The organism is Dyadobacter endophyticus (assembly GCF_014641595.1).
Classification (GTDB): domain Bacteria; phylum Bacteroidota; class Bacteroidia; order Cytophagales; family Spirosomataceae; genus Dyadobacter; species Dyadobacter endophyticus.
On the sequence record NZ_BMIA01000001.1, the window covers coordinates 623448 to 638017 of the forward strand.

Sequence of the window (14570 nt, forward strand, 5' to 3'; positions counted from 1 at the left end):
CTTTTAACCCCTATTTTTGCTTCCCTATTTATCCCGAATCCATGAACCAAGCCCGCGCATTTTCGCTTTTAGTAACCTTTCTCATTGCCCTCTTACTTCCATTTAGGACTTTGGCCGTCATTCCAAAAGCGCCCACGACGCTGGCTGCCCTGCCCGCGTCGGCAAGCCAGATTAATCTCACATGGCTGGATCTGGCGAGCGACGAATCGGGTTTTGAGGTAGAACAGTCGACGGACGGGACGAAATTTGTAAAAGTAGCCGATCTGCCCGCCAATAGTATCACTTATCAGGATAAGGGGCTCAAATCCGCCAGCAAATACTGGTACCGGGTGCGCGCCAAAAATGCATCCGGGGCATCCGCCTATTCCAATACCGCTAACGCTTCCACGTTGCAGGCAGCGCCTAATGCACCGTCTAACCTGATCGCCACAGCTGTTTCGACTTCACAAATAGACCTGAAATGGACCGATCATGCAAGTAATGAAACCGGTTACCAGGTGGAACGCTCGCCGAATGGGACCACTTTTACTAAAATCGCCGACCTTGCCGCTAACGCGACTGCATACCAAAGCACCGGCCTGGCTGCGGCGACTGCGTACTATTATCGTGTTCGGGCTGTGAATGCAGTTGGGGCATCGGCATATATCAATACGGGCCCGGTCAAAACGCAGAACGTTCAGGTGCCGGATGCGCCGGAAAACTTCACGGCAGTACCCACCGCGCCGGACCTGGTCCAGCTACGTTGGTCGAAGCCGACGGGCAATGCGACCGAAGTCGTAATTGAGCGCGCGAAAGGCGACGGTAACTTTGCGCAAATAGGCAAGGTCGCGGCGACCGTACTTCAATATGAAGACAAATCGGAGCTTGAAGCGGCCGACTACTTTTACCGTATTAAAGCCATCAATGCAGGCGGGGAATCGCCTTACAGTTTGCTAGGGATCGTTCGCGCGGCTTCCATTATTACCAGTGTAGACACGCCAGGCAACCGGTATTTGATATATATGGCAGGTAGGACCCTTGTGGTGAACCTTAACGGCGCAGCGGAGGCAAAATTGTCGGTATATGACCTTACTGGCCGGCCACATAAGGCAAAGCGAATCAAGCGGGAGGAGCGCGTGGATCTGAGCTTGCTGCCAGCAGGGGTGTATGTGGTTGTAACCGATAATGGTAAGGAAGTAATATCGAAGCGGATACTGCTTTATTGATATATCCTGAACCTAAATTTACTGACCTTTATGAGATGCTGTCCTCCGAAGCCATTTCCGGGCTTCTCTTTCCTGGCGCTTGCCTTGTGCCTGCTCGTGTCCAGCGCCGTTTCGGCCCAAAAGAAGAAGAAATACATTGTGAATGCTTACGTGGGCGGGTTTCGCGGGCTGGCGAATGTGGAAGAAATCGATGCTGAGAAGCTGACGCACATCAATTATGCATTTGTGAATGTACACGACAGCATGGCCGTGCTTACTAACCTGGCGACCGATTCCACCAATTTCAGGAAACTGAATGTGCTCAAAAAGATAAACCCGGACCTGAAAATCGTCATCTCGATCGGCGGCTGGGCTTGGAGTGAGAACTTCTCCGATGCGGTGCTGACCGAATCGTCCCGTCTGAAATTCGCGAGATCGAGCGTTGACATTGTGCGCCAGTTCGACCTCGACGGGGTGGATATTGATTGGGAATATCCTGGTATGCGCGGAGAAGAAGGCAATATCTTTCGCCCGGAAGACAAGCAGAACTTTACGCTGATGTTCAAGGCATTGCGCGATGAATTAAATTTACTTGAAAAGGAAAAAGGAAAGAAATACCTGCTCACCACAGCTGTGGGAGGTTCGAAATCTTTTATCGAACACACCGAAATGGGCCTCGCCCAGGCTTACCTGGATTACGTGCTGATCATGACCTACGATTACGGCGGCCGAAACGGTACCGTAGGGCACCATACCAACCTTTACGATTACGACCCCTCGGGCGAAGGCTCGTCGGCCGACCGTTCTGTGAAGAATTTCATCGCCGCGGGTGTGCCTGCGAGCAAGATAGGGCTGGGCGCCGCTTTCTATGGCAAAGGCTGGGAGGCTGAGACGGCCGATCATCACGGCATGGGTGCTAAGCGGGTGAAATCGGTGCAGGGAGGCGGCTACACCAAACTGAAAGATACGGTCATTGACCAAAACGGCTATAAAAAGTACTATGATAAAAAGGCCAAAGCGCCTTATCTGTTCAACGATTCTACCAAAATACTCATTACCTATGAAGACGAGAAGTCGATCAAAGAGAAATGCAAGTATGTGAAAAAGAATAACTTAGCTGGCATTTTCTTTTGGGAGTATTTCAATGATCCCAAAGAATACCTGGTTAACGAAATCCATAAAAACCTCGACTAACGCGAGATCAGCGCCATTAAATCACTCCTGGTCAATGATTTGAGGATATCCGTATCGGTTTTCACGAGGTCGTTGGCCAGGTCTTTTTTTGCTTCCTGCAATTCCATCACTTTCTCTTCGATCGTTCCGGGACAGATCAGCCGCACCGCGATCACGTTTTTCTGTTGGCCAATACGGTGGCTGCGGTCGATGGCCTGATTTTCGACGGCCGGGTTCCACCACGGGTCGATCAGGTATACGTAATCGGCTTCGGTAAGGTTCAGCCCCGTTCCGCCGGCTTTCAGGCTGATCAGAAACACGCGTACCTGCTCATTCGTCTGAAAATTATCCACGCGGGCTCCGCGGTCGCGCGTCTGGCCGGTCAGGTACTCGTAGCCTATTCCACGTTCTTCCAGTTGGGGCCGGATCAGGTCTAGCATGGAGGTGAACTGCGAGAAAATCAGGATCTTATGCCAGGGCGCCGTGTCTTCTATTTGTTCCATTAGCACATCGATCTTCGCCGAAGAATCGCCATAATACAGGTCGTCGCGCAGCAACGCCGGCGAGTTGCAAATCTGCCGGAGCTTGGTGAGGCCCTGCAAAACGTGCAGTCTGCTGCGTTCGATGTCGCCGTCATTTTTAGTATTCAGGAAATTGTAAAATTCCAATTCGTAGGCATTGTAAACCTTGCGTTGCTCTTCACCCATTTCGCAGTAGATGACCATTTCCGTCTTTTCGGGTAGCTCCGAAGCTACCTGCTGCTTGGTACGGCGCAAGATGAACGGGTTGATCCTTTGTTGAAGTTCTACCGCCCGCTCATTGTCCTTGAACCGGTCGATCGGGATCGAGAAATGGTTGCGGAACTGCGTTTTGTTGCCCAGTAGCCCGGGGCAGGCAAACGAAAGCTGGCCGTAAAGATCGAAAGTGTTGTTTTCGACCGGCGTTCCGGTCATCACCAGCTTGTTGCGCGATTGCAACAGCCTCGCTGCTTTATAGCGTTGCGATTCGGGGTTTTTGATGGCCTGCGATTCGTCGAGGATAATGTAGTTGAAATGGTATGTTTTTAAAAAATTCACATCTGAAAGCAGCGTGCCGTATGAGGTTAGCACGATCTCGTACCGATCGAAGTCGGTTGCTTCCTTCACCCGGTCGGAACCGTAAATGGTAAGTATTTTAATGCTGGGGGCAAACTTTTCGACCTCGGCCTGCCAGTTGAAAATCAGCGAAGTAGGCACGATGATCAGGTTGGTGTTTTTTACCTGTTTTTTTCTCTGTAATAATATGAATGCAATGATTTGTAAGGTTTTGCCTAACCCCATATCGTCGGCCAGGCAGCCGCCGAAATTGTATTCGTCGAGAAAATTGAGCCAATTCAAACCTTGTTTCTGGTAGTTGCGCAGGCTCGCTTTCAATGTCCTCGGCACGGGTACTGCCTGAATGGACCGGAAATCCTCGACTCGCGACTGGTAGAAGGCGATCTGCTCCTTCACCTCGCGGTCGAGCATTTCGCCTTCGTACATTTCTTCTACCGACGCGAAACGGATTTTGGGCGTTTGGATCACCTCGCCTGCAATGTCGCCCGCTTCGAAAAACTTAGCAAATTTTTCGACCCATTTGTCGGGCAGGATACCGATTGTGCCGTCGCCGAGCTCTACATATTTGCTGCGGTTCTTTACAGCCTTGTGCAAATGTTTGAGCGTAACTTTTTGTTTGCCAAATTCCACATTGGCCGTCGTATTGAACCAGTTGATGCCGCTGGCCATGTGTACGGAAATTTTGGCTTTGTGCTGGTTCAAACGGTTTTTGGTCAGTTTGTTAAATCCGAGGATGGTGACACCCTGGTTTTGCCATTCCTCGAATGCGTCGGGAAACCAATCTTCGCTCAGGAATCGCGCGCGGTGTAGGTAAAAGAACTCCCTGCCCAACTGCTCTTCAAAATCGGGGTGTTGGCGCATTACCGCGCTGCCAAACCGAAGTTCGGCTTCCTCGTCGCGCCGCACCATGAACGGATTACCGTGGTTATCGACCGCGTAAATGTCGTTTTTGGAGAAAAGCGGCACTTCTATCTTACCATATTTAAGCACGGGTGTGATCATCACGTAGTTACCGACGTCTTCGAGATAAATAATCTTTTCAATGCCCTGATCAAATCCCTGCTCTTCACGTTGCGCAGGTGTGGCCGCCTTCACATAGGTATAGTTGATCCGGATCGCATTGCCCAACTTCGAGAGCAAATTGACCCTGAATGCTTCGAATTTGGATTCGTGAATGTAAATGCGCTGGTTATGCTGCCTGAAAAATTGCAGCGTCCTGAGAATGTCCTGGCTTTCGATCAGGTGGAGCGAATCTTTGTAGAGCACAAAGTAATCGTAGCGGAACTGTACGTCTTCGATGTCAAGGTGGACATTATTGAGTATCAGCTCGCCCTTGATCTGGAAAAACGGGTCCTTCTTGTCGATCGTCAATTGCAGGTCGGCCGGGGTCGCAGCGAGCTTTACCGGTACAAGCGAGGCGGCATTAAGATTTTCGGAAACCGAAGGGTTATGGTAGTAAAAATCGAGTTTCAGCGGGTTCTGAACAATCGAATGCAGTCCCGGTAGGTCGGTTTCCGGGTTCTTTTTCCTAAATTTGTTCTGAAAGGAAGCAATAGCCGTGTGAAATTTGATTGAATCGGTTTCCTGCGTTTTCCAGATCATTTCGAGCGGATTGAGCAGAACAAAAGGATTTTTTAGCTTTCCCTGCCGCGTTACCGGAGCCTCGTACATTTCCATGTAAAAATGGTCGTAGTATTTGTTCAGGCCAATGGCGACGATCGTTCTTGTATCGACGGCCTGTGGTTTGGGGCCGGGGAAATCGCGCGCCGTTTTGGGTAGAAGCTGTTCCTGCAAAGCCTCCACCGACAATGTATCGACCGGGATCAGCTCCTTCAACTTCGGTTTGACCTGCAATTCGCGGGCTCCGTATTCCAGCTGGAAATACCGGTCGAGCTCAGGCTCATCCTGCATGCCGTAAATAAATGCCACCTCCTTGATTTTCTCGCGTCGAAGCTTTTTATCGAAGAACGCACGCAGGTCCCTTCGATTGAGCAGGTTATACAAAACCTGGCTCTGGTGTTCGCACAGCTTCCGCTTCGGGCGGATGCATTCGCAGTAAAGGTTCACCGATTTATGGTCCTGTTTGACCACCACCTTGAATGTCTCCGTAAGGTTGACGGCTACACGGAATGCAGCATAATCGACATCGATTTCATGAGGCTGAATGTCGAAATAGCCTCTTTTTTCGGTCTGAGGCATTTCAGAACTGTTGTTCAGAATATGCGAAACAGACAATTCGGAAATATTGAAATCGAGAAAAATGAAATTATGCTGTCCGGGTACCGGCATTCCCGCGGGGTCATTCTGGTTCATAAGGCAAATTAACAACTGCGGGTACGTTTGGCACCATTATTTTGCAAAATTTGCGTTAATGAAAAATCTGATCTGCTTCCGTTTCTTCCCGCTTGCCGCGTTTCTTTTTCTTCTAATATCCGTCCCCACACTGGCACAGGACGCTAAACCGGACACGACGGTTCTGAAATTGCTGCCAGCCGACTCCGCTACAAGCGCCAGGCTCGATACGGCCATTATTCTGCCCCGCTTGCTGATTGACACTGTCCGCTACCGGTTCATTGGCGACGGCAACTTTACCAAAGGAAATGTCAACCGGAGCCTGATGGTCCTGCGGGCCGAGCTGGTTTTTAGCGGGCCGATGATCAACATCGCCACCAATCCGCGGTTTACCTACGGAAAGCAGAACGGCATCCTCGCTGAGCGGGATACTTACGTGGATCTTTTTGTGGATGTTTTCAAAAAACGAAAAACTTACGTTTTCGGCCTTGCAGCGTTGGAAACCAGCAATCTGCGTCGCATCGATTTACGGCAAATGGCCGGGGCGGGAATCGGGTACCGGGTGGTCAAGTCCAAGTCGCACGACCTCAGCCTTACCGACGCGCTACTCTACGAATCGACCAACTTTTTTGAAAAAGCGACGGTATCCACCATCCGGAATTCCTTTCGTATCAAGGGGAAGCATTCCTTTTTATCGGACAAATTCCGTTTGAATCACCTTACATTCATCCAGCCCGCGTTGAATGACCTGTCGAACTTGCGATGGAATACGATTCTTTCGGCAGAACTGCCGCTCAACAAATGGGTGACACTCCGGACGAGTTTTGAAAATTCGTTTGAAAGCGTGGTAGAAGCCGGTCGCAAGCGGAACGATTCACGCATTACATTTGGGATTTCCATGGGAAATAAATAGACGATTCCGATATTGAAGTTGTCAGGGAAAGAGGCCTAGAATACTGTCCATAGGAGTAGCACATTATATCTGCCAAAAATGTGCTTTACTAAGTATTCACTACATTCCAAATCGAGCAATGAGAGACCAACAGGACAATCGCCGTGACTTCCTGCGCAATTCGCTTTATTCAGCCGCCGGCCTGGCGATGTTTCCGCAACTGACCCCTAATGCCTACGGGTCGATCAAGACCGTCTTAGCCGACCAGCCTTTTGCGCTGGCAATGCCTCCGCGTATCAAATTTGCGGTGATTGGCATGAACCACGGGCATATTTACGGGCAAGTGGAAGCCGTAACGCGGGGCGGCGGAGAGCTGGTTTCGTTTTTTGCCAAAGAAGCCGATCTCACAGCGGCGTTTGCCAAACGCTACCCGGACGCAAAACAAGCCAAGTCGGAAGCGGAAATCCTGGACGATAAATCGATTCAGCTCGTGCTTAGCTCGGGAATACCCGACGAGCGCGGACCCCTGGGCGTGCGCGTGATGAAGGCGGGTAAGGATTATATGGTAGACAAACCAGGCCTTACCACCCTCGAACAGCTCGCAGAAGTGCGCAAAGTGCAGAAGGAAACCAAGCGCATTTACTCAATCATGTACAGCGAGCGGCTCGAAAACCGCGCGACGGTGAAAGCTGGCGAGCTTATCAAAGAGGGTATCATCGGTAAAGTCGTCCAAACGATCGGCCTCGGCCCGCACCGGATGAATGCCAACACGCGCCCTGAGTGGTTTTTTGACAAAAAGCGCTTCGGCGGTATCATATGCGACATTGCCTCGCACCAGTTTGACCAGTATTTGTTTTTTACCAATTCCACCAAAGCGCAGGTAGTAGCCTCGCAAGTAGGTAATGTAAATCACCCGCAGTATCCTAAATTTGAGGATTTTGGTGATGCGATGCTGCGCGGTAATGGAGGCTCGGGCTACATCCGCGTTGACTGGTTCACCCCTGATGGCCTTAAAACCTGGGGCGACGGACGTCTTACCGTGCTCGGAACGGAAGGATTTATCGAGATTCGCAAGAATATCGATATCGGTGGTCGGGAAGGCGGAAACCACCTCTTTGTGGTGAACAACAAAGAAACGACCTACGTCGATTGCAGCAAGGTGGAACTGCCTTACGGCCGCCAACTTGTGGACGATGTGCTGAACCGTACCGAAACGGCTATGTCGCAGGAGCATTGTTTTCTGGCGACGGAGTTGTGCCTGAAAGCGCAGAAAAACGCCCAGAACGTTTCGGTGGTGAGCTAATGCAACTATCCCGTTCCTGACCATTTTATAAACACTTCACAAACTATGGTACGCAGACTAATCTTCATCTTCGGGTTAATGGGTACTCAGGCTGCGTTTGCGCAGGGACCCGTCAGCAATGTCGACCGCGATATTGTTTTCAAGTCGGTGAATGTGATCCCGATGGACCGCGAGACGGTTTTGAAAGGTCAAACCGTGGTGGTCAGGAACGGAAAGATTGTTTCCATCGGCAGTAGTACAAAAACGAGCGCAAATGCATTAGTAGTGGACGCCAAAGGCAAATATCTCGTGCCTGGCTGGTCGGAAATGCATGCCCACGTGCCTGCTATCGACGATTTTGGACCGATGAAGGATGTGCTGACGCTTTACCTGGCCAATGGCATTACGACGATCCGCGGAATGCTGGGTAATGCGAAACATCTCGAACTACGGGAAAAAGTGCGGAGCGGGGAAGTGCTGGGACCCAATTTCTACACTACCGGCCCGGCATTCTCCGGGCAGACCGTCAAAACGGCCGCGCGGGGAATTGAAATGGTGAAAGAAGAAAAAGCGGCCGGTTACGACTACCTGAAATTGCTTCCGGGACTTACCAAAGAAACTTTCCCCGGCATTGCCAGAACATCCAAAGAGCTGGGTATCGGCATGGTTGGACACGTTTCATTCGCTGTTGGAGTTTGGGCCGCAATCGATGCGGGCTATTCCTCTATTGATCACCTCGATGGATTTGTGGAAGCCATCGTGCCCGGTACAGACACGCTGGCTGAACAGGAAACGGGTCTTTTTGGCACCTGGATAGCCTATGCGGCCGATACCACCCGCATTCCGAAGCTGATCAAAGGCTTGAAGGACAAAAACATCCGCGTGGTGCCTACGCAAGCCATTGCCGAACGCTGGCTTTCGCCGCAGCCAGCATCAGCCTACGAAAACGCTCCGGAATGGAAGTATATGACGTCCGACGAAAAGAAAAATTGGCTGAATGCGAAAAGCAGTTATGTGAACAATCCCAAATTCAATAAAGAACGGGCAGAGGCATTTGTAGCCATCCGCCGCAAACTGATCCTGGCCTGCCAGAAGGGAGGAGTACAGCTGATGCTCGGCTGCGACGCCCCTCAGGTACTGAATGTGCCGGGTTTTGCGACTCACCATGAATTGAAATACCTGGTCGACGCCGGACTGACACCCTACGAGGCATTGAAAACAGGGACAGTGAACGTCGCCAGTTATTTAAACAAAACGAATTCAGGCTCTATCAAAGCCGGTTATGTGTCGGACCTGGTGCTGCTTGCCGCAAACCCACTTGAAAATATTGGCAATACCAAAACGATCGAAGGCGTCATGATCGGCACCAAATGGCTGCCTAAAAGCTTCCTGGACAGCGAGCTAAAAAAGATTGAAAAGTAGCTATTCTTCGTAAATCATTTTGCGCGTCATACCGCCGTCGACGATCAGATTGGCGCCGGTGATGAAATCATTGTCTGGGTCGGTGAGGTAAATACAGGCTCGCGCAATGTCATCGGGCCTGCCAACGCGGCCTGCCGGATGTTGCGCGTGGTCCGAGGTTTTTAGCTGGCTGTAATCGCCGGTTTCGATCCATCCGGGGCTGATCGCATTCACGGTAATGCGGTCGGGGCCGAGGGAGATCGCCAGAGCGTGTGTTAATGCCAGAATCCCGCCCTTTGAAGCCGCATACGCCTCCGTGTTGGGCTCGGACATGAGCGCGCGCGTGGACGCAATGTTCACGATCGCGCCCTTGCCTTGCGCGCGCATGATGCCGGCTGCTTCCCGCGAGCACAGAAATGCGCCCCGCAAATTGGTATTCAGCACGTAATCCCAATCGTCGACGGCAAGCTCATAAGGCGACTTTGTACGCCCCAAACCTGCATTGTTGATCAGCACATCGATCCTTCCCAGCGATTCTTTTATCTTTCGTATACCGGTGACGATTTCATCGGGATTAGTCAGATCGATGGCGTGGGAAAGCGTTTTGATACCTTCCTTTTCCAATGCTTCCTGCACAGTCTGCAGTCCTTTCGGGTCACGGTCCCATAGCGCGACCGCAGCGCCTCGCCGAGCATAATGTGTGGCAACAACGCTGCCGATTCCGTTTCCGGCGCCGGTCACGATTACCACTTTATTTTGGTAGTCGTTCATGATCAGGACAATGCTTTGAAATCTTCGTCAGACAGCTGAATATTTCCTCCCTGCATGTTCTCTTCCAAATGTTGCAGCGAGCTTGTGCCCGGGATCAGCAGGATATTCGGGGCGCGTTTCAATAGCCATGCCAATGCAATTTGAGCGGTTGTGGCGTTGTGCCTACCGGCAATGCCGGAGATTTTAGTCTTCAACTTTTCGGGCCCGGATGCGAGCGGGTACCAGGGGATGAATGCCATTCCGCGCTCAATAGTGTAATCGAGTACGTTTTCCCACTGCCGGTTACCCAGATTATACAGGTTTTGAATCGACACAATCGGCACGGTCTTTTCCGCAAGTTTGATCTGCTCCACATCCACTTCCGACAATCCTACATACCGGATCTTGCCCGCTTTCACGGCATCCACCACAGGCCCGAGCGTTTCCTCGACCGGGAAACGCGAATCGATCCGGTGTAGTTGCCACAGATCGATCACGTCCCTTTTCAACCTTTTGAGGCTTCCTTCGATGGCCTGCCTGATATGTTCGGGATTTCCGTTGACACGCCACTGGTTGGGTCCGGTGCGTTCGAACCCGCCTTTCGTGGCGATCAGCAGATCTTGCGGATAGGGGAAAAGCGCGTCGGCGATCAGTGTTTCGTTGGTGTGAGGGCCGTAAGAATCGGCGGTGTCGATGAAATTAACGCCGGCATCGAGCGCGGCACGAAGTACGTTCTTTGCATTTTCGCGGTCGGGCGCATCTCCCCAAACTCCCTTGCCGGTGAGTTGCATGCCGCCGTAACCCAGCCTGTTGACTTCTATTTCTCTACCGATCCTGAATTTGCCGGCATATCGATGATCATTACGCATATTGATTTTTAGTTAAAGGTCACTTCGCAAGAACTGTCGAATGAGGTTTTCATTCAAGGAAAGGTGAATATATATCTTACTCATTTTTCACAAAGCAAATGTCGGGCCATAAGTTTGAAAAGACCGTTAGCACAAATGTTTGGCATGGTTTTATTCTTTTCATAACAAAACCAACTATCATCAACAAAATGGAAACGACAGTATTTGAAACGCGGGCAAAGGAATTGGTAGCCGACATTCAGGAAATTGTTAAGGTGAAGGGGATCGATCTGGCAGACGCGTTGGAAGAGGTGGGTATTTCCCGAAAATCATCCGAGAGGATCCTTAATCGGGGCGTAATGCCAAACTTGTCAGAGTTTTTGGCACTATGCCAGATTTCGGGCATTACTTTCCATTTACCTTACGTAGAGACGAGCAACAACCCGATGTAGACCTTATCCTACTTCAAAATTGAAATCTCCGTTCATAACCAGCCGCGCGTCGGTAGGATCGGGGTTCCCGGGGATTTGAAGGCCTTTGATTTTGGCCGTTTTGCCTTTGCTTAGCAGATCGAAGACGTGTTTGTCAGTCAGTTTTTTGCCAAGAAATTCGAAGGGTATTTTAAAACCGCACACTTGGAAGTTGCTGCATCCGTAGGCTGTCTTGCCTTTCTTTAGCAAATGTTCCCTGCATTTGGGGCAATTGAGTGCTTCAATCGAAACTTCTTCTTTCGGCTCACGTGGTTTGCGCTCTTTTTTGGGCTTATCTTCCGTCTCGGCAACCGGTGTTTCTTCAATAATGGTAATCGATCGTGCACGTTCATTCTTGACTTCGTGGGTGAGCTTTACTACCATCTCGATCAACTCCTGTTTGAAAGTGTCCATCGCATATTCACCCTTTTCGATCAGGCGGAGCTTACGCTCCCAGTTGCCGGTGAGCTCGGCACTTTTAAGCAACTCGTTCTGAATGGTGTCGATCAGATCGATGCCGGTTTGGGTCGCAAAGACATTCTTTTTCTTTTTCTCTATGTATTTACGCTTAAAGAGCGTCTCGATGATATTGGCGCGCGTAGAAGGGCGGCCGATGCCATTGTCCTTCATTAATTCGCGCATCTCCTCATCTTCGACCTGTTTACCGGCGGTTTCCATTGCGCGCAGCAAGGTCGCTTCGGTGTAGGCTTTTGGCGGGGAGGTCTTGCCCTGGTGAACGCGCGGCTCGTGCGGGCCGCGTTCGCCTACTTCGAAAATTGGCATTACTTTTTCTTCTTCGGCCTCTTTTTTCGCTGCATGATCGTTCACATACAATTCCCGCCAGCCCAGTTCGAGGATTTGCTTGCCCGTAGCCTTAAATTCCACCTGGCCGACCATTCCGAGTACTGTGGTATTTGAAACCTTGCATTCGGGATAGAAAACAGCTATAAAGCGCCTTGCAATCAAATCGTAAATGCGCTTTTCATCTATACTGATATGTGCAGGCAGTACGCCGGTCGGAATAATGGCGTGGTGGTCGGTTACCTTCTTGTCATCGAAAACGTTCTTTGATTTCGGTATTGGCAGGTTGGCAAGGAGCGGAGCGGTAAACTGGGCGTAATAGGTTAGTTCGCGCAGTATGCCTTCTACTTTCGGGTGTAAATCTTCCGAAAGATAGGTGGTGTCAACCCGTGGGTAAGTGACGAATTTCTTTTCGTAGAGGTTTTGAATGTGTTTCAAAGTGTCCTCCGCGGAGTAGCCGTACTTTTTGTTGGCTTCCACCTGCAATGAAGTAAGGTCAAAAAGCCTTGGATTGCCTTCTTTTCCCTCCTTTTTTTCAAATGCTGTTATTTCAAAATCATGCTGTTGCAGGTAGGCAAGACCCTTGTTGGCTTTTTCTACGTTTTTAATGCGGTCGATTGTCGCGGTAAATTCGGTTTCCCGGTAAATGGTTTTTAGCTCCCAATATTCCTCTGAAATAAACGCGTCGATTTCCTTCTGCCGTTGCACGATCAATGCCAGGGTAGGGGTTTGCACACGACCGATGGAGAGTACGGCCTTTCCTCCGCCAAATTTTTTGGTAAAAAGGCGCGTCGCGTTCATTCCCAGCAGCCAATCGCCGATGGCACGGGCGCTGCCGGCTGCATACAGGTTGTCGTACTGGCTGCCTTCGCGGAGTTTATCGAAGCCCTCGCGGATAGCCTGCTCGGTGAGCGATGAGATCCATAGCCGTTTGACGGGCACGGTGCATTTCGCTTTAAGCAAAACCCAGCGCTGGATCAGCTCGCCTTCCTGGCCCGCATCACCGCAGTTGATCACCTCTTCGCATTCGCGCACCAGCTTTTCGATCACACCGAACTGCCGCATTGCGCCTTCGTTATCTATGAGCTTGATTCCGAAGCTGGACGGGATCATCGGCAAATCTTCCAGTCGCCATGATTTCCAGCGCTCGGTATAGTCGTGCGGTTCTTTCAATGTGCAGAAATGGCCGAAAGTCCAGGTCACCTGATAGCCATTGCCCTCATAATAGCCATCGCGACGCTGGCTTGCGCCGATTACTGCTGCAATATCTTTGGCTACGCTGGGTTTTTCCGCAATGCAAACTTTCATAGTTCTCTCTCCGCGGCCGTCTTTTCGCCCGACCGGTGTGTCTGTTCCCGTTACTTTATGAGGGGTGCAAAGATGGTTATTTTTGTCCGAACTTCCCGCCCGCAGACCAGCGATTTGCCCATTTGCCAAACGTCTCGCAGTCCCTGGCGCAAGGATTTTGACCGAGTAATCAATCCCCGGGAAAAAATTTCAAAAAAAATTAAAAAAAATTTCGCGGTTTCTGGTTTCTATGGGGCAATTCTACGGTGATTTTGTGTGTTGGTAGAATCCACTCCAAAGATAATTTGGTTTTTCGTGTTTGGCTTAGAATAAAATCGAGGTGTTTAATATCGCTTAACAATAAGGTAATATAAGCGCTCACCGGGACAAAATCTTATCAGGGCGAAAAAATGAAAATTTGGTGTTTTTTGGATTTGAAATCTTTAAATAATTATATAATTAAAATGCAGTAAAGGTAGATTTGTGGCCCATTTTTGTATTGTATTATTTTGTTGTAGAGTGCCTTGAACGTTTGTTTTCAGAATATTGTATTATATTTGTACTCGAAATACGATGACGAACACAAGTAAAAACACAAAACACTATTACCAATGAAAAATGCAAAAAATCTGCTAGCCGTTGCTTTGATAGCATTAACTAGCGCAGCTTATGCCAACAACAATTCTACATATACAGTTGAAGAGAAAATCAAAGTAGCTGTTGTTAACAACACATTGCCTGCTTCGGCACCAGTATTGGACAGCCCGGCACCGCAAAAAGTGAAAAATACGCCTGACACCAATAACCATAGCGCAGCGCAGAAAGCCGCTATCGTAGGCCTCCAATTGAAAAGTGTAACTACGAAGTAAGTGATTGAACCTCATAGGTTCGGTTAAGATTGATTGATGGTTTTAAAAAGGGGGAAAATTTTCTCCCTTTTTTTGTGGTGCTTAATATCGGATAGGATCAAAAATTAGAAATACGTATGTGAGCCTGTTGGCGCGGCAGGGGAAGATTGATGCTTACAAGGAGGGGAATGTTTGGGTATACTATACGGGAGGCGGTGAAGGATTATGTGGAGAATCGGAAGCGGAAG

Annotated in this window: 11 protein-coding genes; 7 read left to right on the plus strand and 4 right to left on the minus strand. The window is 49.9% G+C overall.

Features of this window, described 5'->3' with window-relative positions; all coding sequences use genetic code 11:
* The first annotated feature begins 41 nt into the window (after nucleotides 1-41).
* Both IEY24_RS02615 and IEY24_RS02620 read left to right on the plus strand, forming a co-directional pair.
* The gene (locus IEY24_RS02615) at nucleotides 42-1205 is read left to right on the plus strand and encodes a fibronectin type III domain-containing protein (RefSeq protein WP_188928360.1); all 1164 of its coding nucleotides are present in this window, start codon (nucleotides 42-44) and stop codon (nucleotides 1203-1205) included.
* Between the two features lie 30 nt (nucleotides 1206-1235).
* Nucleotides 1236-2378 carry a glycoside hydrolase family 18 protein gene (locus IEY24_RS02620; protein WP_188928361.1) on the plus strand — a complete coding sequence of 381 codons (1143 nt, stop codon included), beginning with the start codon at nucleotides 1236-1238 and terminating at the stop codon, nucleotides 2376-2378.
* Here the strand turns inward: IEY24_RS02620 and IEY24_RS02625 are convergent.
* Complete coding sequence (locus IEY24_RS02625; RefSeq protein WP_188928362.1) at nucleotides 2375-5764, minus strand: DEAD/DEAH box helicase; 3390 nt, start codon at nucleotides 5762-5764, stop codon at nucleotides 2375-2377. The two genes, IEY24_RS02620 and IEY24_RS02625, sit on opposite strands and share 4 nt — an antisense overlap.
* 58 nt (nucleotides 5765-5822) lie before the next feature.
* Between IEY24_RS02625 and IEY24_RS02630 the strand changes: the two genes are divergently transcribed.
* From IEY24_RS02630 to IEY24_RS02640, 3 genes are all read left to right on the plus strand, one after another.
* Nucleotides 5823-6656 carry a DUF481 domain-containing protein gene (locus tag IEY24_RS02630; RefSeq protein WP_188928363.1) on the plus strand — a complete coding sequence of 278 codons (834 nt, stop codon included), beginning with the start codon at nucleotides 5823-5825 and terminating at the stop codon, nucleotides 6654-6656.
* A gap of 118 nt (nucleotides 6657-6774) precedes the next feature.
* Complete coding sequence (locus tag IEY24_RS02635; RefSeq protein ID WP_188928365.1) at nucleotides 6775-7938, plus strand: Gfo/Idh/MocA family protein; 1164 nt, start codon at nucleotides 6775-6777, stop codon at nucleotides 7936-7938.
* 45 nt (nucleotides 7939-7983) lie between these two features.
* The gene (locus tag IEY24_RS02640) at nucleotides 7984-9339 is read left to right on the plus strand and encodes an amidohydrolase family protein (RefSeq protein ID WP_188928367.1); all 1356 of its coding nucleotides are present in this window, start codon (nucleotides 7984-7986) and stop codon (nucleotides 9337-9339) included.
* On the opposite strand, the gene IEY24_RS02645 is transcribed toward IEY24_RS02640, so the two are convergent.
* Together IEY24_RS02645 and IEY24_RS02650 are read right to left on the minus strand one after the other, a co-directional pair.
* Complete coding sequence (locus IEY24_RS02645) at nucleotides 9340-10089, minus strand: SDR family NAD(P)-dependent oxidoreductase (RefSeq protein ID WP_188928369.1); 750 nt, start codon at nucleotides 10087-10089, stop codon at nucleotides 9340-9342.
* A gap of 2 nt (nucleotides 10090-10091) precedes the next feature.
* Nucleotides 10092-10937, minus strand: a complete 846-nt coding sequence (locus IEY24_RS02650; protein WP_188928371.1) for an aldo/keto reductase — start codon at nucleotides 10935-10937, stop codon at nucleotides 10092-10094.
* 188 nt (nucleotides 10938-11125) lie between these two features.
* Between IEY24_RS02650 and IEY24_RS02655 the strand changes: the two genes are divergently transcribed.
* Nucleotides 11126-11368: a transcriptional regulator gene (locus IEY24_RS02655; protein WP_188928373.1), complete on the plus strand. Its 243-nt coding sequence runs from the start codon at nucleotides 11126-11128 to the stop codon at nucleotides 11366-11368.
* 3 nt (nucleotides 11369-11371) lie between these two features.
* Here the strand turns inward: IEY24_RS02655 and IEY24_RS02660 are convergent, their stop codons facing one another.
* The gene (locus tag IEY24_RS02660) at nucleotides 11372-13495 is read right to left on the minus strand and encodes a type IA DNA topoisomerase (protein ID WP_188928375.1); all 2124 of its coding nucleotides are present in this window, start codon (nucleotides 13493-13495) and stop codon (nucleotides 11372-11374) included.
* A gap of 590 nt (nucleotides 13496-14085) precedes the next feature.
* Here IEY24_RS02660 and IEY24_RS02665 point away from each other — a divergent pair.
* Nucleotides 14086-14343, plus strand: a complete 258-nt coding sequence (locus IEY24_RS02665; protein WP_188928377.1) for a hypothetical protein — start codon at nucleotides 14086-14088, stop codon at nucleotides 14341-14343.
* Nucleotides 14344-14570 lie beyond the last annotated feature (227 nt).